The organism is Streptomyces sp. NPDC046215, assembly GCF_040646215.1.
Classification (GTDB): domain Bacteria; phylum Actinomycetota; class Actinomycetes; order Streptomycetales; family Streptomycetaceae; genus Streptomyces; species Streptomyces stramineus.
In genome coordinates this window covers 1-25,608 of record NZ_JBEYZW010000002.1, presented here as the reverse complement: position 1 = coordinate 25,608, position 25,608 = coordinate 1, and the positions used below count along the sequence as shown (strand labels likewise).

Here is a 25,608-nt window from a genome sequence, read left to right as displayed (position 1 = left end):
TCGACCGCGGCTACGTCTTCCTGCGGTTCACCGACACCCGGGGCGGCACCGAGCTCGGCGTCCGCCTGGACCCCGCCGCGACCTCCCTCGACGGCGGCGACCTCACCGCCGGCACCGGCCACATCGAGGTGGCCGGCGTGCTGAGCCTGGACTTCGAGGAGGTGCGGTGCCGGGCCCGCGTCGACCTGGCCGACCTCACGGGCCGGGGCGGGCTGGAACGGGTGACGGGCGCGTAGGCGTCCGGCGGCGGGCCGGCGGCGACCGGTGGCGAGAGGAGAGCGACGATGAGCGAGACCCCGGACCGGCAGGTCACCGGCGTGTGCGTCTTCGCGGCACTGCACGGGCCCGGCCTCGGTGACCTGGTGCAGCGCAACATCATGCTGGCGCTGATCCGCCGGGCGCACCCGCACGCCCGGGTCACCCTCGTCGTGGGCGAGGAACTGGCGGCCCGCTTCGCGGAGCTGTTCGCCGCCCACACCTACGCCACCGACGTGCTGACCTGCCCGCCGGACGAGGCCCACCCCCGGTGGCCCGCCTTCCTGCGCACGCTCGCCGGGCGCCGCTACGAGCGGTGTGTGATCGACCCGGACAGCGCCGCACTGCACGCCGGCCATGCCCTGGCCGCCGGGATACCCGACCGGATCGGGCTCCCCCTGGGCCGTCCGGGCGACGAGCACATCACCCGCCCCCTGCGGCTGCCCCCGCCGGTGTGGGGGCGGCCCGACCTGTTCGACCACGCCACGGCCCTGGCCGGGGCGCTGGGGCTGCCCGGCAGGCTCCGGGCCGGGCAGCTCGTCCCCGACCTGCCCCGCCGCCCGGGCCCGGCCCGCCCGGCCCGCCCGGCGTCCGCCGGCCCCGTCGTCGCCGTGCACCCCGGCGGGGCCCCGCACTGGAACCGCCGCTGGCCCCCGTCCCGCTACGCCGACTTGTGCGTCCGGCTCGCCACGCGCCGCTCCGCGGCCCTGCGGCTGCTGGGCACGGCCCCCGAACGCGCCGAACTGCGGGCCCTGCGCGACACCGTCCGCGCCGGCGCACCCGGTGCCGACGTCCGTGTCGAGACCGGCGCGGACCTCAACCGCACCGCGAACCTCCTGGCCGGCGCGGACCTGCTCGTCGGCAACGACTCCGCCCTGGCGCACCTCGCCGCCGCCGTCCGCACCCCGTCCGTGGTGATCTACGGCCCCACCGGCACCGAGTTCCTGTGGACCCGGATCTACCCGCACCACCGGGGGGTGTCCCTGCGGTGGCCCTGCCAGAGTCTGCTGCACGCCCCCGGCCGCCTGGAGGACCGGAGGTGCGCCCACGACTGCGTCCTGCCCTACCGGGGCCCCGAGGGCCCCTATCCCCGGTGTCTGACCGCCCTTCCGGTGGAGCGGGTGTGGGCGGCGGTGACCGCCCAGCTGGCGAGCTCCCCACCCGCGACGATCAGGAGTACCCCATGAGCGCCGAGCACCGACGGGTGCGCACCATCCTGTCCATCAACTTCAACCACGACGGCTCCGCAGTGCTGCTCAGGGAGGGCCGGCCCGCCGGGTACGTCAACACCGAGCGGTACTCCCGCGTCAAGAAGCACCCCGGGCTGCGCGAGGACGACCTCGACGAGCTCCTCGACCAGGCCGGCGCCACCCTGGCCGACATCGACCACATCATGCTGTGCAACCTGCACAACATGGACTCCCCGGACGTGGCACGGCTGCACGGCTCGGACCTCAAGCACACCTGGCTGGAATTCTGGGTCAACCAGCGCAACACCGAGGTCAGCCTCCGCGGCCGGCGCATCCCCTGCACCGTCAACCCCGACCACCACCTCATCCACGCCGCCACCGCCTACTACACCTCCCCGTTCGACTCCTCGATGGCCGTGGCCATCGACCCCACGGGCTGCCGGGCCTTCGTCGGCCGCGGCAACCGGCTCTACCCCCTGCGCCGCGACCTCGACGCCTGGTTCAACGCCAACATCGGCTACTGCTACGTCTCGGAGCTGATGTTCGGCTCCAGCATCGTCGGCGCCGGCAAGGTCATGGGGCTGGCCCCCTACGGCAGTCCGCCGGACGGCGCACCGCACGAGGACGTGCCCGACACCGTGCGGGACTTCGCGTCCCTGGTGACCCTCGCCGACCGGCACCCCCGGCCCGTCGACGTCGGCGGCCGGCAGCTCAACGCCACCCTCGCCTACTACATCCAGCTCGGCCTGGAACGCCAGATGGCGGCCGTCTTCACCGAACTCGGGCCCATCTGCGCCCGCAACGACATCGGACGCAACATCTGCCTCTCCGGCGGCACCGCCCTCAACGCCATCGCCACCCAGCTCGCCTTCGAGGGCTCGGAGTTCACACGCCTCCACTTCCACCCCGCCTGCGGCGACGACGGCACGGCCATCGGCGCCGCCCTGTGGCACTGGCACCACGTCCTCGGCAACCCCCGGCAGGCGTACACCAACCCCGAGCTGATGTACGGCGTCCGCGCGTACCCCGAAGCCGCCGTGCGCCGCGCCCTGGACGCCCACGCCGCCGACCTCGTCGTGGAGGAGGTCGGCGACTACATCGGCAAGACCGCCGAACTGCTCACCGGCGGCGCCGTCATCGGCTGGTACCAGGGCGCGAGCGAGATCGGCCCCCGCGCCCTGGGCCACCGCAGCATCGTCGCCGACCCCCGCGACCCGGCCATGCGTGACCGCCTCAATTCCCAGGTGAAGTTCCGCGAGCACTTCCGGCCCTTCGCGCCGTCCGTGCTCGCCGAGCGCGCCGCCGACTGGTTCGGCCTGTCCGACAGCCCCTTCATGCTGCGGGCCGCGCCCGTCCTCAAGCCCGGCGTGCCCGCCGTCACCCATGTCGACGGCACCTCCCGGCTGCAGACCGTCACCCGCCCGGACACCCCGGCCTTCCACGACCTCATCCGCGCCTTCGACGACCGCACGGGGATACCCATGGTCCTCAACACCAGCCTCAACACCAAGGGGGAACCCATCGCGGAAACCCCCGAGGACGCCGTCCGCACCCTGCTCGACTCCCGCCTGGACCACCTTGTGATGCCCGGCCGGATCATCAGCCGCAGGGCGGCCCGCGCATGAGCCCGCTGGGGAGGAAGGCGCGCAGGCGCAGCAGGCTCCGCGCGCTCGAAAGGGACATCGCCGCCGTCTGGGCCGAGGTCCTCGGCAGACAGGCCGTGGGCCCGGAGGAGGACTTCCTCGCCCTGGGCGGCAACTCCGTCGACGCCATGAAGATCGTCAGCCGGGTCGAGGAACTCGCCGGCACCGAGCTGTCCATCCGCGTCCTCCTGGAGGGCCGGACCGTCGCCGGCATGGCCGAACGCGTGGAAAGCGCGCGGGCGGGGGAGCGGGCCCGATGAACACCGACCTGCCCGGCCTGCTCGACAAGGTCGCCGGACTGCGCGTCCTGGTCGTCGGCGACGTCATCCTCGACACCTACCTGCGCGGCGTCACCTCCGGCCTGTGCCGCGAGTCGCCCGTGCCCGCCGTCGGCCTGACCTCCCACCTGCACCAGTGCGGTGCCGCCGCCAACGTCGCGGTGAACCTCCGGGCCCTGGGCGCGGAACCCGTCCTGCTCTCCGTCACCGGCGACGACCCCGCCGGCCGCCGGCTGCGCGCCGCGCTGCGCGCCGAGGGCCTGGACACCGGCGCGGTGGCCGCCGACCCCGCCCGGACGACCGTGACCCGACGGCGCGTCATCGCCGACGGGCAGATGCTCCTGCGCCTCGACGAAGGAGCGGAGCAGCCCCTCGCCGCGGCCGGCGACCGCCTCGCCGCACTGGCCGACCGCCTCCTGCCCACCGTCGACGCGGTCATCGTCTCCGACTACGGCTACGGCGTGTGCGGGCCCGCCCTCGTCGCCCACCTCGCCGCCCGCCGCGACAGCGGCCCGCCCACCCTCGTCGTGGACTCCCGGCACCCCGACCGCTTCACCGCCCTGCGGGCCAGCGCCGTCAAACCCAACTACGACGAGGCGCTGCGCCTGCTGGAGGACACCGGCCCTCTGCCCGGGCCCGCCCGGGCCGACCGGCTGGCCTCGTTCGGCGAGGAACTGCTGGCCCTCACCGGGGCGGACCGCGTCGCCCTCACCCTGGACGCCGAAGGGTCCCTGCTCTTCGAGCGGGGCCGCCCCCCGGTCCGCACCTTCGCCCGCGGCACCGAGGTCCCCACCACGGCCACCGTCGGCGCGGGCGACACCTTCACGGCCGCCCTCACCCTCGCCCTCGCGGCCGGCGCGGACTCCGCGGTCGCCGCCGAACTGGCCTCGGCCGCCGCCGGCACCGTCGTCGGCAAGCCCGGCACCAGCAAGTGCGCCGTCGACGAACTGCGCCGGGCCCTGGGCGACACCGGCAAGATCCGCCGCAGCGGCACCCTGCCCGACTGGCTCCTCGACCCCGCCGGCCGCGGCCGCCGGGTGGTGTTCACCAACGGGTGCTTCGACCTCCTGCACGGCGGCCACGTCTCCTGCCTCAGCCGCGCCAAGGACCTCGGCGACCTGCTCGTCGTCGGCGTCAACTCCGACGACAGCGTCCGCCGGCTCAAGGGCCCGCAGCGCCCGGTCACCACCCTGCCCGAACGCCTGCGCGTCCTCGCCGCCCTCAGCTGCGTCGACTACGTCGTGCCCTTCGACGACGACAGCCCCGTCGCCCTCATCGGGGCACTGAAACCCGACGTGTACGTCAAAGGAGGCGACTACACCATGGCGACCCTTCCCGAAGCGCCGCTGGTGGAGCGGCTCGGCGGTGTCGTCCACCTGATGCCCACCGTCGCCGACACCTCCACCACCGACATCATCCGCCGCATCCACGCGCTGCGGGCACCCGGCGAGCCCGGCGAAGGGGAGCAGCGGTGAGCCGGGGCATGGGGCCGCTGCCCCTGCTCCAGGCCGTCCGCGAGGCCCTGGGGGACGAGCGGGACCCCCGACTCGCCCTGTACGTGCACGTCCCCTTCTGCTCGTCGAAGTGTCACTTCTGCGACTGGGTCACCGACATCCCCGTCCAGCGGCTGCGCTCCGGGAGTACGCAACGCTCGCCGTACGTGACCGCCCTGTGCGACCAGATCCGCTTCTACGGGCCCCAGCTCACCCGGCTCGGATACCGCCCCGAGGTCATGTACTGGGGCGGTGGCACCCCGACCCGGCTGACTGGCGCGGAGATGACGGCCGTCAGGAACGCGCTGGACGACGCCTTCGACCTGTCCGAGCTGCGCCAATGGTCGGTGGAGACCACCCCCAACGACCTCCGGCCCGACACCCTGGAGACGATGCGGGAGCTCGGGGTCACCCGGGTGAGTGTCGGCGTCCAGTCGCTCAACCCCTACCAGCTGCGCAAGGCAGGCCGGGCCCACTCGCGGGAGCAGGCGCTCGCGGCCGTCCCCATGCTCCGCCGGGCCGGCATCGACGAGTTCAACGTGGATCTGATCTCCAGCTTCCCCGGCGAGGCCCGGGAGTCCTTCGAGGAGACCCTGCGCACCGTCCTCGCCCTCGACCCGCCGCACGTGTCGGTCTACCCCTACCGCGCGACGCCCAAGACGGTCATGGCGATGCAGCTCGACCGCGAGTTCGTCGAGGCGCACGACCAGCACAGCATGATCGACTCCTATGAGATGGCCATGGACCTCCTCGGGGCCGCCGGGTACCACGAGTACTGCCACGGGTACTGGGTGCGCGACGCCCGCCACGAGGACCAGGACGGCAACTTCAAGTACGACCTCGCCGGCGACAAGATCGGCTTCGGCAGCGGCGCCGAGTCGATCATCGGGCACCACCTGCTGTGGAACGAGAACAGCAAGTACGCCCAGTACTTGCTCTCCCCCCGGGACTTCTCCAGCGCGCACCGCTTCAGCGCCGACGCGCCGGACCGGCTGACGGCCCCGGTCGGCGGCGCGCTGATGACCCGGGAGGGCGTCGACTTCGCCCGGTTCCGCAGGCTGACCGGGCTGGACTTCCAGCAGGTGCGGGCCACCCCGTACTTCGTCCGCTGGTTCGGCCTGCTGGAGCGCTGCGGGGGCCGCTTCGTGGAGACCGGCCACAGCCTCCGCCTGGACCGGGCCACGATCCACCGCGCCTACATCACCCACCTCGCCTACACCATGGCCCACGGCCTGGCCCCTGAGCGGGCCTGAGCCGGTACCGGGAGAGGAGCAGCCCATGACCCCCCGCACCGCCCGACGGTCCAAAGACGTGCGCGCCCACTACGCCGAGTTGATCCACGCCCTGCAGGCGGAGGGCGACCACGCCGCGGCCCGGCGCTGCGCCGAGCTCGCCGTGGAGCAGGGGGTCTGGCGCGACCCGGCACAGCGGCCCGTGCACTACTTCCCTGCCATCCCGCCGCAGCCGGTGCACGACCCCGCGGCGTTCTGGTTTACCGCCCACCTGGAGGAGAACTACGCCGCGCTCCGCGCCGAGCTGGACACCGTCACCGACCCGGCGGGCCAGGGGTTCCTGCCGGTGGAGGAGCCGCTGCTGGGCGAGGGGACCTGGGAGCAGGTCACCTTCTACGAGGCGGGCCACCGCTTCGACGACGCCTGCGCCCGCTTCCCGGTCACCGCGGCCGTCATCGAGGCGATCCCCGAGGCGTCGTACGCCGGTACCGGCGTCGTCACCCTCTCCTGGCTCCACCCCGGGACGCGGATCGTGCCGCACTGCGGGGGCACCAACGCCCGGCTGCGCGTGCACCTGGGGCTGAAGGTGCCCAAGGGGCCGGTCATGCGGGTGGGGGAGGAGTATCTGCACTGGCAGGAGGGCAAGTGCCTGGTCTTCGACGACTCCTTCGAGCACGAGGTGCGGCACGACGGCACCGCGCCCCGGGTGGTGCTGCTGATGGACGTCACCCACCCCGCTCTCGACGCGGGCACCCGGGACGCGATCCTGGCCGACCGGAGTTCGTTCGCCGAGCGCGTCGCCGGATTCATGAACAGCCAGGGGATCGACCGGGTGGAAATCGGGGCCACCGGCGACGACGCGGTCCGGCTCTTCGCGAATCCGAGCACCGGGGCTCTGATCCGGCGTCACTTAAGGGAAGTCGGCGCTTCCGCGGTGGAGTTGCGTGAAGGGCGTTTATGCTACGATTGAGAAATCTCCGGGTACGTCAAGAAAAGCACCAGAAAGCATGACCATGGAATTGCGGCCGTGGAATCCTCAAGGATTTCCGCCGTGAACGTTCTGTCGTGAGGATTCTGTCGTGGTGAAATTCACCGGTGCCATTCCGGTTCTGACCGCTGTCGATGTGCCGGCCGCCGTCTCCTTCTGGGTCAAGTCCCTCGGTTTCACCGAGGACTTCGCGGACGCCGCATTCGCCGGAGTGCACCGGGGGGATGTACATCTTTACCTCAGTCGCACGGAGCATCAGGTCGTCGCCGACAACACTTCGGCGTGGATCGAGGTCACCGGGCTCGATGAATTGTATGAGGAATGGTCCGGGGTCGTCTCCACCGATTACTCGGACACCTCGGGCCCCGCGCTGACCGGCATCGAAAACTCCCCCGCCGGACGTGAGTTCGCCGTGCGCGACACCGCGGGGAATTGTGTCCACTTCGTCGCCGCGGAGTAGCACGGCCCCGCACACCCGGCCGGACCGTCCTGTCACATCCGGTGGCGAGAGTGCCAAGAATGAGGGGACATGAGGGGAACGGACATGGAACGCACCCAGAGCACGGCGGGCGATACGGATCCGGTGCTCGTCGCCGCGGCCCGGAGCGGTGACCTCGGCGCCCTGACGGCGGCCCTCGCCGACGGCGCGGACGTCCACGCCCGGGACGGCGACGACTGGAGCGCCCTGGACTGGGCGGCCGGCCGGGGCGACACGGCGGCCGTGCGCGCGCTGCTGGCCGCCGGGGCGGCGCCCCACGCCATGGGCCGCGAGGCGCGGCGCCCCTACGAGATCGCCCTGGCCGCCGGCCGGCTGGAGAGCGCGCGGGAGCTGCGCGCCGCCGAGGACGCCCTCCCCGGGGTACCGGCGCCGCGGCGCACCTGGGAGCCGTACTGCCGTGCCTACCCGGCCGCCGAGTTCGGCCGCTTCCCCGGGTGGCCGGCCAACGGGGGCGAGGAGGAGATGCTCTACCTCCACCACGACCTCACCGTCACCCGCTCCCTCTGGCACGGCGAGGACGTGGTGTTCGACGCGGTGACGCCCGAGTGGGAGCGCTTCTGCCGCGAAACCCTCGCGTTCGCCGTCCCCGACGACTTCGACCTGATGCCGTGACGGCGCCCGGCACCGGCACGGTCCGGATCACCGTCACCACCCCCACCCCGCCCGACGGCACCGCGCGCACCGGCCTGCAGGACACGGCGGGGGAGCTGGCGCCCGGGCACCCGGTGCCCGGCGCCACCACCCGCTACGAACTCGACGTGCCCGTACGCCCCTCCCGCGCCAAGGGGGTGGATGCCCTCGACTTCGCCGGGCCCCATGTGCACGGCACCCCCGGCGGCCGGTTCCTCTACCTGAGCCGCCGCGCCCCCGACGGCCCGGGCTGGGAGCGCCGCTGCAAGATCATGCTGCCGGAGGCGGCACCCGCCGCCGGGAGCCGCCTGTCGGCGGTCGTGGCCGACGCGAGCGCGAGCCGCGCCCGGCTCACCGCGGCGGGCTGGACCACCGAGGCCGGCCCGGCCACCGAGGACCTGGCCGGATGACCGGCGGCGAGCGGGCCCCCGCGGCACCCTTGCGGACCATCCGCCTGGAGCTGGTCCCGCTGGACCCCGAGGCCGACGCCGGGCCCCTGCACCGCGCCTACGGCGACGAGGCGGTGATGCGCTGGTGGACCAGGCCGGCGTGCGCCGACGCGGGGGAGACCCGCCGCTACCTCACCGAGTGCGCGGGCCTCCCCGGCGCCCGGCTGTGGACGGTGCGGTCCTCCGACGGCCCTGGCCGCGGCGACGTCCTCGGCCTGGCCGGGCTCCTCGGCGCCGTCGACGTGCCCGGCCTCACCTGGCTGCTCCGCAGGGACGCGTGGGGGCACGGCTACGCGAGGGAAGCCGCGCGGGCCGTGGCCGACCACGCGCTGGGCCCGCTCGGCCTGGACCGGGTCGAAGCCTGGGTGGAGGCCGCCAACCACCGCTCCCGGGCCGTGGCCGCCGCCGCCGGGCTCGGCGAACGGGCCAGGCTCGGCCAGCGCTACCCCCACCGCGAGCACCCCCACGAAGTGATCGTCCTGGGCCGGGCCCGCGAGGAGGAGCCCACGGCCGTCCTCGGCACCGTCGTCGAACTGCCCGTCCGGGACGTGGCGGGCACCCTGCGCCTGGTGACCGCCGCGCTCGGGGCCCGCACCACCTTCGCCATGGGCGACCCTCCCTACCTCGCCGAAGTCGGCCTGTCACCGTGGAGCGGCGGCCCGCGCTTCCGCCTCGCCGCCATGGACCCGGAGGAGCCGCCCTCCCCGGTCCTCCTCCACCTCGACGCCGCCACCCGGCTGGACGCGCTGCACCGCGCGGCGGCCGACGCCGGAGCACCGGTCAGCGGCCCGCCCGTCCTGCGGCCCTGGGGGCGGCGCGAATTCGTGATCACGCTGGAGGAAGGTCACGAGCTGACGCTCTCCGGCCCCGGCTGAGCCGGCGAAGTCCCCCAGCACGCGCACCGCACACCGGCCCCCGCCCGGGGACCGGTCCGTCCGAGCGCCATCGAGGAGACACGCCCATGTCCGACGAGGTCCAGCACGCCGACCCGTCCTCCGAGCCGGGGGAACGGCCGGCCGCGCCCCCCGCCAACCCCGGCCAGCTCTCCCGGCCGGCCTTCCTGATGAACCCTCCGTTCTCCTACACCTGCGACGTCGCCAACAACATCTGGATGGAGGAGCTCACCGACAGCGAGCGCGCCCCCGAACCCCACCTGGCCTTCACCCAGTTCCTCGACCTCTACAGCTACGTGGCCTCCGAAGCGCTGGTGACCCTGCTGCCGACCCCGCGCACGACGGGCCTCCAGGACCTCGTGTTCACCGCGAACCTGGGGATCGTCCTGGAGCACGTCGAGGACCGCAACACCGTCGTCATATCGAACTTCACCTCGCCGCCCCGCAGGGGCGAGACCCCTGTCGGCACCGAGTTCTTCCGGTCCATGGGCTACCGCGCGCACGTACCGGAGGCGCGGTTCGAGGGCGAGGCGGAGCTCAAGCACCTCCGGGGCAACGTCTACGTCGGCGGCTACGGCCAGCGCACCGACGCGGCGGCGTACACCTGGATGGAGGAGACCTTCGGCATGGAGGTCGTCAAACTCCGGATGACCGACCCCCGCCTCTACCACCTGGACGGCTCGGTCTTCCCCCTCACCAGCGAACAGACCCTGGTGTGCACCGCGCAGTACGAGCCCGCCGAGATCCTGGAGCTGGAGAAGCAGACCGAGATCATCGATGTCGACGAGGACGTCGCCTACAGCGGCATCTGCAACTCCGTCCGCCTCAACAACGTCATCCTCAACGCCTCCAACCTCCATGAGCTCAAGGCCGGCACGGACGACTACGACACGGAGGTGCGCAAGAACCGCAAGCTGGAGGACATCGCCTCCCGGCTGGCCTTCGAGGTCTCCTACTTCAACCTCTCCGAGTACCTCAAGGGAGGGGCGCTGCTGTCGTGCATGATGATGCACCTCAACCGCTTCTCCTACTCCTTCCGTCTCCTGTGACCGACCGGTCCGCGGAGGGCACGGAGCCGGGGGCGGGGGCGGGCCGGCGGGCCGACGCGCGGGTGCTGTGGTCCTTCGCCCGCCCGCACCGGCGCACCCTGCTCCTCGGGCTGCTCCTCGGACTGGGCACGACCCTGGCCCAGCTGGCCACCCCGCTGGTCACCAAGGACATCCTGGACGGCCTGGAGGGCAAGGGCCCGGTCGGCCCCGGCGTGTACCTCCTCATCGGCCTGCTGGTGGCCGGTACCGGGTGCGCGCTCTGGCAGTGGATCCTCCTGGGCGGCCTGGCCGAGCGCATCGTGCTGGACGCCCGCAGCGCCATGGTCGACCGGCTGCTGCGGGCCCGGGTCGGCGTGCTCACCGCCCGCCCCGGCGGCGAACTCGTCACCAGCGTCACCTCGGACACCCTGCTGCTGCGGGAAGCGGCGGCGACCTCCGTCGTGGACCTCGTCAACGGCGTCGTCCTGCTCACCGGGGCCCTGTTCCTCATGGCGACCCTCGACGTGGTCCTGCTGTCCACCACCCTCGGCTCCCTCGCCGTCATCGGCGCGGTGATCGCCGTGCTGATGCCGCCGATGGCCCTGGCCCAGCGGGAGGCCCAGGCGGCGGTGGGCCGCCTCGGCGGAGTGCTGGAAGGCACCCTCCGCGCCATCCGCACGGTCAAGGCCGGCCGGGCGGAAGGACGGCAGAGCGCCAGGGTGCTGGCCGAGGCACGGGAATCGACGCGGCAGAGCGTCCGGGCCGTCCGCCTGGAGGCCGTCGCGTGGACGGTGGCGACCGGCGGCATCCACATCGCCATCCTCCTCGTCCTCGCCGTCGGCGCCTGGCGGGTGACCGAAGGGGCCCTCCCCGTCTCCAGCCTGGTCGCCTTCCTCCTCTACGCGTTCCAGATCATGGACCCGGTCAGCGGCCTCACCCGGTCCGTCACCGAACTCCAGGCCGGCATGGCCGCCTCCGCCCGCATCCGGGACGTCCAGAACATGGAGGCCGAACCGCTCCGCGAGGCGCGCGGCACTCCCCCCGCCCCGCCCGGCGGCGGCGAGCAGCCCGTGGTGGCCTTCCACGCCGTCACGGCCCGCTACCGGCCGGACGGGCCGCCCGCCCTCAGCGGACTCAGCGCCGCCATACCGCGCCGCGGACACACCGCCGTCGTCGGCCCCTCCGGCGCCGGGAAGACCACGATGTTCTCCCTCATGCTGGGCTTCCTCCAGCCCCAGCACGGCGAACTCACCCTGGACGGCGTCCCCTTCGACCGGTGGCCGCTCGCCGGGATCCGCGCCAGGATGGCCTACGTCGAGCAGGACGCACCCCTGCTCCCGGGGACCCTGCGCGACAACCTCCTGTGCTCCCACCCCGGCGCGGGCGACGACGCCCTGTGGGCCGCGCTGCGCGCCGTCCGGCTCGACGAGAAGGCGCGCGGGCTGCCCCGGGGCCTGGACGAGACGCTCTCCGGGGCGGCCCTGTCGGGCGGCGAGAGGCAGCGGATCGCCCTGGCGCGCGCCCTCGTCGGCGACCCGGACGTCCTCCTCCTCGACGAGGCCACCGCCCAGCTCGACGGGCTCACCGAGGTCGCCGTGCGCGACGTCGTCCGCCGGCTCGCGGCCCGGGCCGCCGTCGTCACCATCGCCCACCGCCTCTCCACCGTCAGCGACGCCGACCGGATCCTCGTCCTGGACCGGGGCCGGCTCCGGGCGGCCGGCACCCACGCCGAACTCCTGGGCCGCGACGAGCTGTACCGCGACCTGGTGGCCGCGCTGCGGATCGGCCCGGCGGCGACGGGCCCGGGCGACGGCTCCCTCGCCGGCGCCTGACGACGCCCGGCCCGCGCCGCGTTTGGGCGGGCCCGGCCGGGCTACTCCGGGAAGCAGCGCCCCCCGAAGGAAAGGGGGCACCGGCGGAAGGCGGCCTATGTCGACCAGCTTCATCATCACCCTCGTGGCCGTCGCCGCGGTGGTCGTGATCGGGTTCGTCCTGGCCCTGCGGGCCGTCGGCCGCGGCGGGGGCGGCGGCCGCGGCCTGCGGCGGCGCTTCGGCCCCGAGTACGACGTCGCGGTCGCCCGGCACGGCGGGGACGGCAAGGCGGCGGAGCGGGACCTGACCGACCGCCTGCGACGCCACAAGGACCTGCGCCTGCGGCCCCTGCCGGCGGCGGACCGCGAACAGTACGCCGCCCGGTGGGCGGGCATCCAGGAGCAGTTCGTCGACGCCCCCGGCCAGGCGGTCACCGACGCCGGCCTGCTGCTCGGCAACCTCGCCCGGGACCGGGGCTTCCCGGCCGGCTCACGGTCCGAACTGACCGAAGCCCTCTCCGTCCACCACCCCCGGACCGTCGGCGGCCTGCGGGAGATCGACGCCGCCGCGGTGCGGTCCGGCGCGCGGCAGGCCCGGACGGAGGAGCTGCGCGAGGCCCTGGTCCGCGCGCGGGCGCTCTTCGAGGACCTGGTGGCGGCCCGCCCGGAGGACCGCCACGCCGGGCGCCGGCACGGGGGCGGCGGCCTCCGGCACGCCCGCCACGACCAGCACGTCAGGAAGGAGGGCGTGTGATGGACCAGCACGCCGAACCCCGGCCCGCACGATCCGCCCACGACAACCGGCTCGCTCACGACGACCGGCCGGCCGCCGGGCCCGGCATCGACCCCGGCCCCGGCCCCGGCGCACCCGGGCAGCCCTCCGCGGCACCGCAGCCCGGCCCGGCCGGGCCCGGGAACGCCGCGCCGCGGACGGACGGCGCCCTGCTGCCGCCGGGCGAGCGCGACGAGCTCATGGCGCGCCTGCAGAAGAGCATGAACGGATTCGTCGACGGCCCGCGCGGCTCCGTCGAGGAGGCCGACATCGTCTTCGAGACCCTCTCCGCGCGCCTCGGCGACCTCCTGGGCGAGCGCCGCCGCGCCCTGCGCACGGCCTGGTACGAGGACGCCGCCGGCCCAGGGACGGGCGGGGGCGCGGAGACGGAGGACCTGCGGCGGACCCTCCTCGGCTACCGCGACCTGGTGGAGCGGCTGTTGCGCCTCTGAGCCGCCCGCGCGGGCAGGTGTACGAGCGGAAATCCCGTCAGGAGGCCCTATGTTCCGTGCCATCGCGGATGTCCTGAGGACGATCGGCAGCACGCTCGCCTCGGTCGTCGCCCTTCCCTTCAAGGCGCTCGCCCGACTGTTCGGCGGCGCCTCCCGGTCCGGCCGCGGCGGCCGCCGGTAGCGCCCGGGCGAGGAACCGGGCACATGGCGAAGGCCCGCACCGTGAGGTGCGGGCCTTCGCCATGGTGCGCCGCCAGGGACTCGAACCCCGGACCTGCTGATTAAGAGTCAGCCGCTCTGACCAACTGAGCTAGCGGCGCAAAAAGAATGTTACACGATCTTCAGACCGGTCCTCTCCTGTGGGCCTCCGCGCAAGAACGCCGATCACGTCAGGGGCCCACGGGGTTCCGGACACGCGCCGTCCGCTTGTGTCAAGGATGCGCAATGTTCACGGAGAAGGGCGAAGGTGTTCACTCAGAGTTCCCTCATGGTCTGTGGTTCTCCACCTACGGAAAGAGGGTGACCTGATGGACTCCCTGGGGCATCTCGCGGCTCATCTGGGGCTCGACCTCGCGGCCATCTGCCTGCTGACCTTCGCGATCTACTACCCCCGGCACCGGCGCCGCGACCTCGTCCCGGCCTACCTGGCCCTGAACGTGGCCCTGTTCACGGTCGTCGCCGCCCTAGCCGAGGTCGGCGGCAACGGCGGCACCGCGCTCGGCTTCGGCCTCTTCGGCGTGCTGTCGATCATCCGACTCCGCTCCGACGCCGTCCAGCACGAAGAGGTCGCCTACTACTTCACCACTCTCGTCCTCGGGCTCATCTGCGGGCTGCCGAACCTCTCACTCGCCCTGGCCGCCGCCTTCAGCGCCGTGCTGCTGCTCGTCATCTACGGCGCCGACCACCCCCGGCTGCTGGCCCGGTGCCGACGCACCGTGGTCACCCTCGACACCGTCCACGGCGACCCCGCCGCCCTGCGCGCCGACCTGGCCAGGCGGCTGGGCGAGCCGCTCGACTGGACGGTCATGGAGGTCGACTTCGTCCGCGACCTCACGGTCGTCGACGTCCGCTACCGCGAGCCCGAGCCGGGCCGGGGCCTGGCGTCCGAGCCCTCCGACGCCGTCCGCCGGGCCGCGCCCACCTGGGAGTCGGTGTGACCACCGCCCCGGCCGCGCTCGCCCCGGCCGCCCGGGCCGTCGACGCAGCGGCACGGGCCGCCGCACCCCTCACCCTCGCCGAGGTCAACCAACGGGCCGAACTGCTCGCCCGCTTCGACCGCAGCTACCTGGTGCCCGCGGACACCTTCCTCCGCATGATCGGCAGGCTGACCGACCCACGGCACCCCGCGGGCCCCTTCCGCGCCCTGGACATCGACGGCCGCCGGACCTTCCGGTACCACTCGGTCTACTACGACACCGCAGGGCTCCGCTCCTTCCACGACCACCGCCAGGGCCGCCGGCTCCGCTTCAAGATCCGCGAGCGGGTGTACGAGGACTCGGGGGAGCGGCAGTTCGAGATCAAACTCAAGGGGCGCCGAGGCGACACGGTCAAACACCGGCAGCCGCTGGCCGGCCGGGACACCCCGCAGGGCGCCCGCTGCTGGCTCTTCCTCGCCGACACCCTCCACCGCGCGTACGGCATCGACCCGCCCGCCGTCCTGCACCCCTCCCTGACCACCGACTACCTGCGGGCCACCTTCGTCGCCGACGGCGCGCGCATCACCTGCGACGCGGGCCTGGTCTGCACCGACCTGCGCACGGAGTGCGCCGTGCGCTGCGACGCCGGGCTCGTCCTCGTCGAGACGAAGACGGCGGGACACCTCACCGAGGCGGACCGCATCCTGCACGCCCACGGGATACGGCCGGCCGTCTTCACCAAGTACTGCGGCGCGTTGGCCGTGCTGCGCCCCTCCCTCCCCGCCAACCGCTGGCGCCGCGCCGCCCGGTGCGCGTTCGGCGGCGAAGTGCGCGTGGCCCCGGCAGGCTGACGCGCCCCGCGCCGGAACGGACGCCGCGCCCCGGCCCGCGCCCTCACGCGGCACCGGACCGGGGCCCGTATCGCCGTACACCGTGACATCACCGGCAGGGCCCGGGGCGGACCTGCGGGAGCGCCGTGTCCCGGCTGCGTGTCAAGGTGTTTACTGGGTGCACAGGAGGCACCCGCGCGCGGACGACGCCGCGACGAACTGCCGGGTGCCGGTGAACCGGCCCCGGCCCGTGCCGCCCTCCCGCGCGGAGCGGACGGCCGCGACGGGTGCCGTGGGGCAGGGGGTTGGCAGACGGTGAGCGAAGAGAGGGCCGGCCCGGACGACTGCCGGCTGACGGTGGCACAGAAGCTCGACCACCTGCTCAGGCTGCGGTCCGGGCCCGGCGAGGACGGCAAGCCGTCCTACAAGAAGCTGGCGGCGGAGATCGCCGCGCAGTCGGGCGAGACGTTCTCCAGCGTGTACCTGTGGCAGCTGCACCGGGGGGAGCGCACCAACCCCACGCTGCGGCACCTGTGCGCGCTCGCCGCCTACTTCGAGGTCCCGGTGTCCTACTTCACCGAGGACGAGGTGGCCCGGCGGATGATCGACGAGGCCGTGCTGGCCGGCCGAGAGCTGGACCAGGCCATGGCCGAGGCCGGGGTGAGCGCGGTGTACCTGCGCGGCGATCTCGCGGCCCTGTCGCCGGAAGGCAAGCGGATGGCCGCCGACATGATCCGCAGGCTCCGGGAACTGGAGCAGGGGGCCCGGCGGTCCGCCCGGCCGTGACCGCCCGCGATTGTCCCTGACGGCCCGCGATCCGGCCGCTGATTTCCGGCCGTTTTTCCCTGGGGCATGCCCTCGTCCCACTGGTTGAACTGCGTCAACTCTGCGACTAGGGTCCATCCTTGTGTAGCGGTAAGCTACTGTGAGTCATCAGATGGCCCCCTGCTCACGCGAGTTAACGCCTCCGCGGCCGGGCCGCCTGGTGGGCGGCGCCCGGAAGGGTCCCGCCGCTTTACGGGGAGGTCACAAGCGTGCATGACATCCTGAAATCCGCCGCTGAGGGCCGGGGCCGGAGCGTGCTCATCGAGGGCACCGCCGGGACGGGGCGCACCAGACACCTGCGCTCGGCGATGGACGCCGCCGAGGAGCACGGCCTGCACCTGCTGACCGCCCGCGCGAGAGCCTCCGAGCAGGACGTCGACTACAGCATCGCCCAGCAGCTCATGGCCGGGGCCCGCACCCTCCTCGGCGGCGACACCGCCCCCGGGGCCCCCGAGCCGGCGCGCACCGGCGTGCCGCACCGCCCGTCCCCGCGCGACCCGTACGCGCAGGCCGGCTCCGACGCCCTCCACCCGCTGGCCCGCGTCCTGACCGCCGGCAGGCCGCTGCTGCTGGCCGTCGATGACCTCCAGTGGGCGGACGCCCCCTCCCTGCGCTGCCTGGGCTACCTCATGGCCCGGCTGGAGAACACCCCCGTGGCGATCGTCGCCACGGTCGCCCTGGGCGAGACCCCCGGCGACCCGCTGATGGCCGAGGTGCTCTCCTCCTTCCGGCACCGGGTCCTGCTGCGCGGCCTGTCCGCCGACGCCGTCACCCGGCTCACCGCCGAGACCTTCGACGCCGCGCCCGACCCGCTCTTCGCCGACGCCTGCCGCGACGCCACCGGCGGCAACCCCGCCCTCCTCGAAGCGCTCTTCCGCGTCATGCGGCTGCACGGCCTGCGCCCCGACGCGGAGGCCGCGGCGCGGATCGGCGAGCTGGCGCCCGTGGAGGTCGCCGACACCCTGCTGCCCCGCTACGACCGCGCCTACCCCGGCGCCGCGGAGGTCCTGGAAGCGGCCGCCGTGCTCGACGGCTCCGCCACCACCGGGCTCGTCGCCCGGCTGCCCCGCCTGGACAAGCTCCGGGCGGCCGATGTCGTCGACTCCCTGGTGCGCGCCGGAGTGCTGACCGACACCGGTGCCGCCGTGCGCTTCACCCGGCCGCTCGTCCGGGCGGCGGTCCTGGCCCGCATCCCGCCCAGCCGCCGTGACGTCCTGCACGCCCGCGCCGCGGAGCTGCTGCACGAGGCCGGCGCCCCCGCCGAGGAGGCGGCCGACCAACTCCTGCGGGTGCGCAGCCGGTTAGCCGGGCACTGGATCTGCGCCGCGCTGTGCGAGGCCGCCGGGGAGGCCGCCTCCCGGGGCGACTGCGAGCGGGCCCGCGCCTATCTGCGCCGCGGCCTGGAGGAGTGCGAGGGGCCGTGCCGGGGCAGGCTGCTGCGGGCCTTCGGGCAGCTCGAACTCGCCACGGACCCGGCGGCGGCCGTCGGATACCTGCGGCGGGCCCTGAGCCTCCAGGCCGACCTGGCCGGGCGGGTGGAGATCCGGCTGCGCATCGCCCACGCCCTGCACCTCCTGGGCCGGGCCGCCGAGGCCGAGCGGGTGCTCCTGGAGGGCATCGGAGAGGCCCGGAACGCCGGCGAGGCGCCCGCGGAAACCCTGCGGGCCGAACGCAGCCTCCTGCGCGAACTGCACCTGGCGGCCGACGAGGACGCGGGCGCGGGCCCGGATGCCGTGGCGACGGCCGAGCTCCTCCCGCTCGACGCGGCGGCGACGCCCGGCGACCGGCACACCCGGCTGAGCCTCGCCGCCCTGCGGACCTCCCGGCGCGGCGAACGGCGCGAGCAGGCCGTCGACCAGGCCCGCCGGGCCCTGCAGGAGGAACACCCCGCGCTCGACTGGCGGATCGCCACCCGCACCGTCCCCCTGCAGGTCCTGGCCCGCGCGGACAAGCTCGACACCGCCCTGACGGAATGCGACGTGCTGCTGGACCGCGCCCGCGCCGACGGGTCGCGCACCATGGTCACCATGGCCCACGGCATGCGCGCCGAACTGCGCTACCGCACGGGCGACATACCCGGCTGCCTGGAGGACGCCCGCAAGGCCCTCGCCCCCGCCGGCACCTCGCCCGCCGGGCACTGGAGCCGCACGGGCCAGGCGGTGGCCGGCGTCGTCGCCGCGCTCCTGGAGACGGGAGAGCTGCGCGAGGCGAACCGCACGCTGCGCGAGGTCGGTCTGGACGCGGAGGTCCCCGCCGGCGTGAGCTACGCGGCCCTGCTCTTCCACCGCGGCCGGCTGCGGGTGGCCTGCGGGTACCCGGAGGCCGGCCTGGCCGATCTGCGGGAGTGCGGGCGCCGGCTGACGGCGGCCGGGCAGCTCAACCCCTCCGTGCTGTCCTGGCGCTCCGAGGCGGCGCTCGTCCACGCCGCCCTCGGCGAGCGCGACACCGCGCTCGCCCTCGTCGAGGACGAGCTGGGCCGGGCCCGCCGGTGGGGCGGGAGACGGGCGATCGGGCGGGCCCTGCGCGCGTCGGGGCTGCTGGCCCGGGGCCTGACCGGCGAGGCCGCGTTCCGCGAGGCCGTCGATGTCCTCGAACCGTCGCCGGCCCGGCTCGATCTGGCCAGGTCGCTCACGGACCTGGGCATCCTGATGCGCAAGTCCAGCCGGCTCGGCGAGGCCCGCGAGCACCTGCGGCGGGCCCAGTCCCTGGCCGAGCAGTGCGGGGCCACCGTCCTGGCCCACACCGCCCGCCAGGAACTCCAGGTGGCCGGCGCCCGGCCCCGGCGCCTGACCGAGGTGGGCATCGACGCCCTCACCCCCACCGAACGCCGGGTCGCGCTGATGGCCGTCGGCAAGTGCACCAACCGCGAGATCGCGGCGAAGCTGTTCGTCACCCAGCGGACCGTGGAGCTGCACCTGAGCCGGGTGTACCGCAAGCTCTCCGTCCCGGGCCGGGCCGGCCTGGCGGCGTGCTTCGCCGAGCTGCCCGACCCCGTCCCCGGGGCCGTCCCCGCGGACCTCGCCGACCTCGCGGGCCTGGCGGGCCCGGCGGGACGCTCCTGGGCCCGGCCCGCCGAGCGCAGCAGCCCCGGCGTGGCCGCCGTCTGAGCCGCCCCGCGGACCACGGCGGGCAAGGGGGTCGGCACCGGGACGCCGGGGCCGGGACGACGGCGCCGGTGGGCCGTTGGGGGGAACGGCCGTCGCCGCCTGCGGAGCGGGCGCCGGCCGGGAGGTCACACTGGGCGCGGGCGGGGAGAGAGGGCCGGCACCGCGTGGAGACGACCGTCACGGAGATCGCACCGGACATCTATCGGCTGTCCACCTACATCGGCGAGGCGGACTTCCTGTTCAACCAGTTCCTGATCGACGCCGAGGAGCCCCTGCTCTTCCACTGCGGGCTGCGGGCCCTGTTCCCCCTGGTGTCGGACGCGGTGGCCCGGGTGACGCCGGTGGAGAGACTGCGCTGGATCACCTTCGGCCACGTCGAGGCCGACGAGTGCGGCTCGATGAACTCCTGGCTGGCCGCCGCCCCGCGGGCCGAGGTCGCCCACGGCGCCATGGGCTGTCTGGTGTCGGTCGCCGACCTGGCCGACCGGCCGCCGCACCCCCTGAACGACGGGGACGTCCTCGACCTCGGCGGCAAGCGGGTGCGCCGGCTGGAGACCCCGCACGTGCCCCACGGCTGGGACGCCGGGCTGATGTACGAGGAGACGACGGGAACGCTGCTGTGCGGCGACCTGTTCACCGCGATCGGCAACGCCCCCGCCCTGACGGAGCGGGAGATCGTCGGGCCGGCCCTCGCCGCCGAGGACGTCTTCAAGGCGTCGTGCCTGACGGCGGACACGGCACCGGCGATGCGCCGGCTGGCCGGCCTGGCCCCGGCCACGCTCGGCCTGATGCACGGCCCCGCCTACGCGGGCGACTGCGGCGGCGCCCTGCGCGACCTCGCGGCGGCCTACGAGGAGCGCTTCGCGCGGTCGCTGCGGGCCTGACCTGCGCACCTGAGCTGCGCGCCTGAGACCCCGCCGGCTCCGGCCGGCGGCGGGTCAGACGCCGTCCCCGCCCGTCAGGACGGTGCGCCGCCAGCGCTGGTGCAGGGTGTCCAGGCCGGGCACCGCCCGGTCCGCGATGAAGCAGGCCGTGGACGTGCCCCGGTAGGCCAGCGCCAGCACCCCCAGGGGGCTGCCCCCGGGCAGGCAGCCCACCGGCGCCACCCGGGTGACCGGGTCCCCGTCCAGCTCCAGGCCGTGGCGGAGCACCAGGCCGGAAACCCCCACCGTGGCGTGGGCCGGGGTGGCGCAGAGCCGGGTGATGCCGCGCAGCAGCCACTGGGGGGCGTACGACGACGCCGTCGCCCGGCGCAGCGCCTCCCGGCTGCGGCCCGACCTCAGCGGGGCGGTGGCCCGGACGGCGCCCTCCAGGCGGCGTTCCAGCGGCACGTCCCCGCCCGGCAGCGCCAGCCGCACCATCACCGAACGGTTGCCGGGGGCACCGGCCTCCCCGGGACGGCGGACGTTCGCCGGCATGGTCAGCTCCAGGTGCGCTGAGCGGTGCACCAGCGGCCAGTACGAGCCCGCCCACCCCTGGAGCGCGTGGGCGAGCGTGGCGAGGTAGGCGTCGTTGACGGTGCCGCTCCGGGTGCGGGCGACGGCCCGCAGGGACCGGGTCGGCACCTCGGCCCAGCGGAACGTCCGCAGGGAGGACAGGGGGTGCCGGGAAGAGTTCCACACCGCGGTCCTGCGGGCGGTGCGGGACGCGGTCGCCAGCGCCCGTACCCGGTCCGGGAGGGTGAGCCGCGGGGCCCCGGCGAACCCGTGGAACACGGCGGACGACCGGTCCTCGGGGACGCCGTCCGCGGTGAAGAGGGTCTCCAGGGTGTGCAGCATGCCCGCGCCGTCCTGCACGGCGTGGTGCACGAGGTAGAGCACGGCGTACCCGCCGGGGACGTGGCCGCGCAGGAGCCACACGCGCCAGTGCGGCGCCCCCTCGGGGAGCGGGTCCCGCAACAGCCGCTGGACCGCGCGGTCCAGGTGCGCCGGGCCGGGCGGCAGCGGATGGTCCACCACGTGGGCGGCGGGTTCGAAGCGGTGCTCCGTCTCCCACCGGGTGCCCGACCCGGCGAGGTAGTGGGTCAGGACGGGCAGGGCCGGCAGCCGGTCGGCTATGCGGCCGCGGAGCACCCCGATGTCCGGGGCGGCCCCGGTGAGGTGCAGCAGCGCGCCGATGCGCAGCCGGGCGTCGGGGTGGCGGACGGGGAATGCGCGCATCGTCCGGTCCAGGGGAGAGGGCGGCTCCGGGGTGCGGGTCATCGGCGCGCGGACCTCCCGCGGGGCGCCGCCGCGCCGGCCGGGTCCGGATGTGGGGCGGAAGTCATGGCCGGACGGTAGGCGGCCGGGCCCGCCCGGGAACAGATCGTTTCCGGCCGGGTGATCCGCGGGGGCCCGTACTGCCGGGTATCGGCGGCAATCGTTCGCATAGGGTTCGGGTGCCCGAACTGACGTGGCTCATACGGTGATTCATGCCCCGTCAGGCGCACTCCCCGGGGGTCGCCGCGCCGTGCTCCGTCGCCTCCTGGTCACCGGTCGCCAGGCGCAGGGCCCGGCGGTCCGATATCGACAGCTTCCGGTACACCCGGCTCAGATGCATCTCCACCGTTCTGCGGGTGACGTACAGGCGGTCCGCGATCTCCCGGTTGGACAGCCCCTCCGCCGCGAGCAGCGCCGTCCTGCGCTCCGCCGGGGTGAGCGAGCCCGGACCGGTCTCGGCGGCCCGGCGCGGCCGCGCCCCCGCCTCGGCCATGTCGTGGCGCAGCTCCCGCACCAGGGCGAGGGCCCCGCACTGCTCGGCGAGCGCCGAGGCCGCCCGCAGGTGTTCACGCGCCTGCCGGGTCCGGCGGGCGCGCAGCAGTTCCCGGCCCATGTCCCGCAGCGTCCGGGCCTCGTCGAGCGCCGCACCGGCCTCCCGGAGCAGCCGCGCCGCCTCACCGAGCAGGGCGAAGCGCTCCTCGGCCGGCGCGAGCAGCGCGGCCGCGCGCAGCGCCGCCCCCACCGCGTGCGGGGCCCCGAAGGACCGGGCCAGCGTCAGCTCCTCGGCCACCAGGCGCCGGGCGGCCTCCTCGTCGCCGAGCCGGGCGTGGGCCAGGGCCGCCTCCGAACGCCAGGGGCACAGCGCCGGGTTGGGCCGCCCCCACCGCACCAGGAGCCGCCCGCACTCCTCCAGATCGGCCAGCCCCGGCCCGACCCTCCCGAGCGCGATCTGGAGCCGGCCGCGGTGGAACAGCAGATCGGGCAGGGCCGGCCCCGGCACGGCGGTGTCGAGGCCGGGGGCCAGCAGGACGCGCCGCGCCCCTTCGTCGTCGCCGGTCTCGTGCAGGGCGCTGCCGAGCAGGCCGCGGGCCAGGGCGGAGCCCAGCCACTCGCGCTCGGCGGACCGCGGGCCCTCTTCCAGGACGGCGCGGGCCGCGTCGAGGCAGTCGGGGAGCCGGCCCGCCCGGAACGCGATCTCGGCGAGGGCGGTCCGGGCCAGGGCCACGACGGTGCGGGAGCCCTCCGCCGTCGCGGCGGCGAGCACGGCCCGGGCGGTCGTCAAGGCCTCCTCCCCGGCGCCCGAGCGGGCCAGGACGAGGACGAGCCCGAGCCGCAGCACGGCGTGGTCGTTGACCGTGGCGGCCGGTTCGCCCAGCGCGAGCCGGGCGTGGTGCAGCGCCTCGGCACGGTTCCTGCCGCTCCAGTGCGCGCTCATCGCGGGCAGGGCCGCCTGGGCGCGGCGCACCCAGGGGGACCGGGCGACCTCGCTCAGCAGCACCGGGGCGGCGGGCCGCGCCCCCTGGCCGTCCAGGAGTTCGAGCAGGTCGAGGACGGCCCGGAAGCCCGTCCGGAGCTCCCGGCCGGCGCCTTGGTGCTCCAGCTCGCCGGCCTCCTCCCGGACCGTGCGCAGAGCCTCCGTCAGATCACCGGTGAGCGCGGCCGCCTGGGCCAGATCGAGGAGCACCATGGCCCGCTGCTCGCCGTGGCCCCGGATCAGGCCGACGGTGCGGCGCAGGTGGGCGACCGCGTGCTCGGGGCCGTCCGCCAGCGCGATGTGGCCCAGCCGGCGCAGCAGGTCCGGCGCCTCGTCGGGGCCGCACTCGGCGAGGCCGCGCTCCAGGAAGCCCCGCGCCTGTGCCGGGGCCCCGGCGGCCAGCGCCGCGTCGGCCGCGTCGACGAGCAGCCGGCGGGCCCAGGGCTCGCCGACGGGCGCGCCGGGCAGCAGGTGCGCGGTGACGCGCTCGCGGGGGGCGCCGGCCGCGTACAGCGCCTGGGCCGCTTCCGCGTGCAGCCGGGCCCGCTCGCCGGGCGGGATCCGCGCCCGGAACGCCGCCGCGACCACGGGGTGGCGGAAGCCGGTGCCCTCCGGGCCCTCCGTCAAAACGCCGCAGCGCACCAGCCGGTACAGGGCGTCGGCCGCTGCGGTCCGCTCGGCGCCGGAGAGCCGGGCGACGAGGTCGCCGTCCGCGCCGGGGGCGGCGACCGACACCGCGTCGAGGACGGCCCGCACGTGCGGGGAGCAGTCGCCGAGACGGGCCAGGAGGGTTTCCGCGATCTCCGCGGGCCCGAGCGCCGCGACGTGTTCGGCGGTGAGCCCTCCGGGGCCGGCGGGGGCGCGCCGGAGCTCGCGCAACAGGGCCTGGAGCAGCAGGGGGTTGCCGCCGGTGGCCTCACGGCAGGCTTCGGCGAGGCCGCTGTCCACCGGTGCGCCGAGGGCCGTGGACAGCAGGTGCGCGACGCTGTCCGGGCCGAGCCCCTGGAGCACGACGCGCCGGTGGAAGCCCGCGGCCACCTGGGCGGGGGACTCGGCGGCGCCCCGGCCCGGGGCGCCCGTCAGGTCGGGGCGGTCGAGCCCCAGCGTGGCCAGCAGGACGACGCGGACGCCCTCCAGACGGGCCATCAGGTAGCCGAGCCAGTGCAGGGACGGGGCGTCCGTCCACTGGAGGTCGTCGAGCGCGATGAGCACGGGGGCGGTCGCCGCCGACGCGGTGATCAGTCGGTGCACCTCGGCGGCCTGCCCGCCGGCGGGGGCCGGGGCGGGCCCGGGCCCGGTTTCGCCGAGGATGCCGAGGAGCTGGCCGCGGACCTGGTGCAGCACGCCGTGGGGCCGGTGCCACTCGTGGGGCCGGGCCCGCGCGGCGACCGTCCCGAAGCCCCGGCCGCGCGCGGCCGCCAGCGCGGCGCGCATCAGGTGCGACTTGCCCGCGCCGATGCCGCCCTCCAGCAGCAGGCTGGCGCCCATTCCGGCGCCCGCGGTGTCCAGGGCCCCTTCCAGGGCCGCTATCTCGCCGTCCCGGCTCAGCACAGCTCTCTCTCCCTCCCTGATTCCTCACCTCCGTCCACTCCTGTGCGGGCGCTCCCGCGGCCGCCCCGGCGGGTCAGCCCGGGCCGCCGCGTCCGCGCCGGCAGCGCCAGGGGGCCGTGGCGGCTCCCGCCATCACCACCTTCACCACCTGCTCGGCCAGGGCCGGGGTCGCGGGCAGGTGCCCGAACAGGACCCGGTAGGAGGTGGTGGAGACGAGCATGTCCAGGAGCAGGTCGATGTCGGCGTCCGCCCGGACCTCCCCCCGGCGGATCCCCCGGCGCAGGGCGTCCGCCGCCGGTGCCCGGCGGGGGTGGAAGAACCTGTCGAGGAAGGCGCTCTCCAGCTCCGGGGTGTCGGCGAGGTCGGCGGCGAGGGCGGGCAGCACCCGCCGCCCCAGGGGTGCGCCGAACGCCTGGCCGAGCGCGCCGATGCCGGCGACGAGGTCGCAGTGGGTGCACCCGGTGTCGGCCGCCGGCGCGGCGGGGACGGTGGCGACCAGCGCGTCCACGACGAGGTGCTGCCGGGACGGCCAGCGGCGGCGCAGGGCGGGCTTGCTGGTGCCCGCGCGGGCGGCCACGGCCTCCAGGGTCAGGCCGGCGTAGCCCGACTCGCCGAGGATCGCCATCACCGCGGCGGGCACGGCCGCGTCGATGCGCCCGTCCCGGGGCCTGCCGGTGTGTGGCCGGCCCGGCCGCCGGGGGCCGGCCACCGGACCGTTCGCGATGTTGACCATGGCGGCAGTATAGGGAGCCCGGCTCTCCATTACGTGCCGCACCGGAACGCAAGCGGCGGACACGGCGGGTCGTGGCGGGGCGGGCCCGGGTCCCCGGCGACGGCGAACACGGCGTAGGCGACGACCTCGATCAGCAGGCCG

23 protein-coding genes and 1 tRNA gene are annotated in these 25,608 nt (G+C 75.2%); 20 read left to right on the top strand and 4 right to left on the bottom strand.

Annotation, left to right across the window (positions count from 1 at the left end; all coding sequences use genetic code 11):
* The first annotated feature begins 284 nt into the window (after nt 1-284).
* The 15 genes from ABZ951_RS01365 to ABZ951_RS01295 all read left to right on the top strand — a co-directional run bounded on the left by ABZ951_RS01365 (nt 285) and on the right by ABZ951_RS01295 (nt 13,794).
* Nucleotides 285-1,442, top strand: a complete 1,158-nt coding sequence (locus tag ABZ951_RS01365; protein WP_361278425.1) for a glycosyltransferase family 9 protein — start codon at nt 285-287, stop codon at nt 1,440-1,442.
* The gene (locus ABZ951_RS01360; protein WP_344097305.1) at nt 1,439-3,070 is read left to right on the top strand and encodes a carbamoyltransferase C-terminal domain-containing protein; all 1,632 of its coding nucleotides are present in this window, start codon (nt 1,439-1,441) and stop codon (nt 3,068-3,070) included. Before ABZ951_RS01365 ends, ABZ951_RS01360 begins: the two co-directional genes overlap by 4 nt.
* Nucleotides 3,067-3,348: a phosphopantetheine-binding protein gene (locus ABZ951_RS01355; RefSeq protein WP_344097302.1), complete on the top strand. Its 282-nt coding sequence runs from the start codon at nt 3,067-3,069 to the stop codon at nt 3,346-3,348. Before ABZ951_RS01360 ends, ABZ951_RS01355 begins: the two co-directional genes overlap by 4 nt.
* Nucleotides 3,345-4,841: a D-glycero-beta-D-manno-heptose 1-phosphate adenylyltransferase gene (gene rfaE2 / locus ABZ951_RS01350; RefSeq protein WP_361278421.1), complete on the top strand. Its 1,497-nt coding sequence runs from the start codon at nt 3,345-3,347 to the stop codon at nt 4,839-4,841. Before ABZ951_RS01355 ends, rfaE2 begins: the two co-directional genes overlap by 4 nt.
* Nucleotides 4,838-6,112, top strand: coding sequence for a radical SAM protein (locus ABZ951_RS01345; RefSeq protein WP_344097297.1), 1,275 nt, complete (start codon nt 4,838-4,840; stop codon nt 6,110-6,112). The genes rfaE2 and ABZ951_RS01345 overlap by 4 nt, the downstream gene beginning before the upstream one ends.
* 25 nt (nt 6,113-6,137) lie before the next feature.
* On the top strand, nt 6,138-7,061 hold the full coding sequence (locus ABZ951_RS01340; protein ID WP_344097295.1) for an aspartyl/asparaginyl beta-hydroxylase domain-containing protein: 924 nt from the start codon (nt 6,138-6,140) through the stop codon (nt 7,059-7,061).
* Between the two features lie 109 nt (nt 7,062-7,170).
* Complete coding sequence (locus ABZ951_RS01335; protein ID WP_344097293.1) at nt 7,171-7,539, top strand: VOC family protein; 369 nt, start codon at nt 7,171-7,173, stop codon at nt 7,537-7,539.
* Nucleotides 7,540-7,623: 84 nt separating this feature from the next.
* Nucleotides 7,624-8,190: an ankyrin repeat domain-containing protein gene (locus ABZ951_RS01330; protein ID WP_361278416.1), complete on the top strand. Its 567-nt coding sequence runs from the start codon at nt 7,624-7,626 to the stop codon at nt 8,188-8,190.
* Nucleotides 8,187-8,618 (top strand): DUF5990 family protein, encoded by a 432-nt coding sequence (locus tag ABZ951_RS01325; protein WP_344097289.1) that lies wholly within the window; start codon nt 8,187-8,189, stop codon nt 8,616-8,618. The genes ABZ951_RS01330 and ABZ951_RS01325 overlap by 4 nt, the downstream gene beginning before the upstream one ends.
* Nucleotides 8,615-9,532, top strand: coding sequence for a GNAT family N-acetyltransferase (locus ABZ951_RS01320; protein ID WP_344097287.1), 918 nt, complete (start codon nt 8,615-8,617; stop codon nt 9,530-9,532). Before ABZ951_RS01325 ends, ABZ951_RS01320 begins: the two co-directional genes overlap by 4 nt.
* Nucleotides 9,533-9,618: 86 nt before the next feature.
* The gene (locus ABZ951_RS01315) at nt 9,619-10,599 is read left to right on the top strand and encodes an arginine deiminase-related protein (protein WP_344097285.1); all 981 of its coding nucleotides are present in this window, start codon (nt 9,619-9,621) and stop codon (nt 10,597-10,599) included.
* Nucleotides 10,596-12,410 (top strand): ABC transporter ATP-binding protein, encoded by a 1,815-nt coding sequence (locus ABZ951_RS01310; protein ID WP_344097283.1) that lies wholly within the window; start codon nt 10,596-10,598, stop codon nt 12,408-12,410. Before ABZ951_RS01315 ends, ABZ951_RS01310 begins: the two co-directional genes overlap by 4 nt.
* A gap of 97 nt (nt 12,411-12,507) precedes the next feature.
* Complete coding sequence (locus ABZ951_RS01305) at nt 12,508-13,143, top strand: hypothetical protein (protein WP_344097280.1); 636 nt, start codon at nt 12,508-12,510, stop codon at nt 13,141-13,143.
* Nucleotides 13,143-13,613, top strand: coding sequence for a hypothetical protein (locus ABZ951_RS01300; RefSeq protein ID WP_361278410.1), 471 nt, complete (start codon nt 13,143-13,145; stop codon nt 13,611-13,613). Before ABZ951_RS01305 ends, ABZ951_RS01300 begins: the two co-directional genes overlap by 1 nt.
* Nucleotides 13,614-13,662: 49 nt before the next feature.
* A complete protein-coding gene (locus tag ABZ951_RS01295; protein ID WP_344097253.1) occupies nt 13,663-13,794 on the top strand; it encodes an LPFR motif small protein in 132 nt (43 codons plus the stop codon).
* Nucleotides 13,795-13,856: 62 nt separating this feature from the next.
* Here the strand turns inward: ABZ951_RS01295 and ABZ951_RS01290 are convergent.
* Nucleotides 13,857-13,933, bottom strand: a tRNA-Lys gene (locus ABZ951_RS01290).
* Between the two features lie 207 nt (nt 13,934-14,140).
* Between ABZ951_RS01290 and ABZ951_RS01285 the strand changes: the two genes are divergently transcribed.
* From ABZ951_RS01285 to ABZ951_RS01265, 5 genes are all read left to right on the top strand, one after another.
* Nucleotides 14,141-14,770: a DUF4956 domain-containing protein gene (locus ABZ951_RS01285; protein WP_344097255.1), complete on the top strand. Its 630-nt coding sequence runs from the start codon at nt 14,141-14,143 to the stop codon at nt 14,768-14,770.
* On the top strand, nt 14,767-15,600 hold the full coding sequence (locus ABZ951_RS01280; RefSeq protein ID WP_344097257.1) for a polyphosphate polymerase domain-containing protein: 834 nt from the start codon (nt 14,767-14,769) through the stop codon (nt 15,598-15,600). The genes ABZ951_RS01285 and ABZ951_RS01280 overlap by 4 nt, the downstream gene beginning before the upstream one ends.
* Nucleotides 15,601-15,894: 294 nt before the next feature.
* Complete coding sequence (locus ABZ951_RS01275) at nt 15,895-16,365, top strand: XRE family transcriptional regulator (RefSeq protein ID WP_344097259.1); 471 nt, start codon at nt 15,895-15,897, stop codon at nt 16,363-16,365.
* A gap of 248 nt (nt 16,366-16,613) precedes the next feature.
* Entirely contained in the window at nt 16,614-19,511 is a 2,898-nt protein-coding gene (locus tag ABZ951_RS01270; protein ID WP_344097262.1) for an AAA family ATPase, read from the top strand.
* A gap of 164 nt (nt 19,512-19,675) precedes the next feature.
* Entirely contained in the window at nt 19,676-20,395 is a 720-nt protein-coding gene (locus ABZ951_RS01265) for an MBL fold metallo-hydrolase (RefSeq protein WP_344097264.1), read from the top strand.
* Between the two features lie 54 nt (nt 20,396-20,449).
* Here the strand turns inward: ABZ951_RS01265 and ABZ951_RS01260 are convergent, their stop codons facing one another.
* The 3 genes from ABZ951_RS01260 to ABZ951_RS01250 form a co-directional block, all read right to left on the bottom strand.
* On the bottom strand, nt 20,450-21,712 hold the full coding sequence (locus tag ABZ951_RS01260) for a wax ester/triacylglycerol synthase domain-containing protein (RefSeq protein ID WP_344097266.1): 1,263 nt from the start codon (nt 21,710-21,712) through the stop codon (nt 20,450-20,452).
* A gap of 217 nt (nt 21,713-21,929) precedes the next feature.
* Nucleotides 21,930-24,734, bottom strand: coding sequence for an AAA family ATPase (locus ABZ951_RS01255; protein ID WP_361278402.1), 2,805 nt, complete (start codon nt 24,732-24,734; stop codon nt 21,930-21,932).
* A gap of 73 nt (nt 24,735-24,807) precedes the next feature.
* Nucleotides 24,808-25,467 carry a TetR/AcrR family transcriptional regulator gene (locus ABZ951_RS01250; protein ID WP_344097270.1) on the bottom strand — a complete coding sequence of 220 codons (660 nt, stop codon included), beginning with the start codon at nt 25,465-25,467 and terminating at the stop codon, nt 24,808-24,810.
* Between the last annotated feature and the right edge of the window lie 141 nt (nt 25,468-25,608).

Coding starts and splice junctions, on each gene's coding strand:
- ABZ951_RS01365 (WP_361278425.1), top strand. CDS start 285: ATGAGCGAGACCCCGGACCGGCAGGTCACCGGCGTGTGCGTCTTCGCG.
- ABZ951_RS01360 (WP_344097305.1), top strand. CDS start 1,439: ATGAGCGCCGAGCACCGACGGGTGCGCACCATCCTGTCCATCAACTTC.
- ABZ951_RS01355 (WP_344097302.1), top strand. CDS start 3,067: ATGAGCCCGCTGGGGAGGAAGGCGCGCAGGCGCAGCAGGCTCCGCGCG.
- rfaE2 (WP_361278421.1), top strand. CDS start 3,345: ATGAACACCGACCTGCCCGGCCTGCTCGACAAGGTCGCCGGACTGCGC.
- ABZ951_RS01340 (WP_344097295.1), top strand. CDS start 6,138: ATGACCCCCCGCACCGCCCGACGGTCCAAAGACGTGCGCGCCCACTAC.
- ABZ951_RS01330 (WP_361278416.1), top strand. CDS start 7,624: ATGGAACGCACCCAGAGCACGGCGGGCGATACGGATCCGGTGCTCGTC.
- ABZ951_RS01320 (WP_344097287.1), top strand. CDS start 8,615: ATGACCGGCGGCGAGCGGGCCCCCGCGGCACCCTTGCGGACCATCCGC.
- ABZ951_RS01315 (WP_344097285.1), top strand. CDS start 9,619: ATGTCCGACGAGGTCCAGCACGCCGACCCGTCCTCCGAGCCGGGGGAA.
- ABZ951_RS01305 (WP_344097280.1), top strand. CDS start 12,508: ATGTCGACCAGCTTCATCATCACCCTCGTGGCCGTCGCCGCGGTGGTC.
- ABZ951_RS01300 (WP_361278410.1), top strand. CDS start 13,143: ATGGACCAGCACGCCGAACCCCGGCCCGCACGATCCGCCCACGACAAC.
- ABZ951_RS01295 (WP_344097253.1), top strand. CDS start 13,663: ATGTTCCGTGCCATCGCGGATGTCCTGAGGACGATCGGCAGCACGCTC.
- ABZ951_RS01285 (WP_344097255.1), top strand. CDS start 14,141: ATGGACTCCCTGGGGCATCTCGCGGCTCATCTGGGGCTCGACCTCGCG.
- ABZ951_RS01260 (WP_344097266.1), bottom strand. CDS start 21,712: ATGACCCGCACCCCGGAGCCGCCCTCTCCCCTGGACCGGACGATGCGC.
- ABZ951_RS01250 (WP_344097270.1), bottom strand. CDS start 25,467: ATGGTCAACATCGCGAACGGTCCGGTGGCCGGCCCCCGGCGGCCGGGC.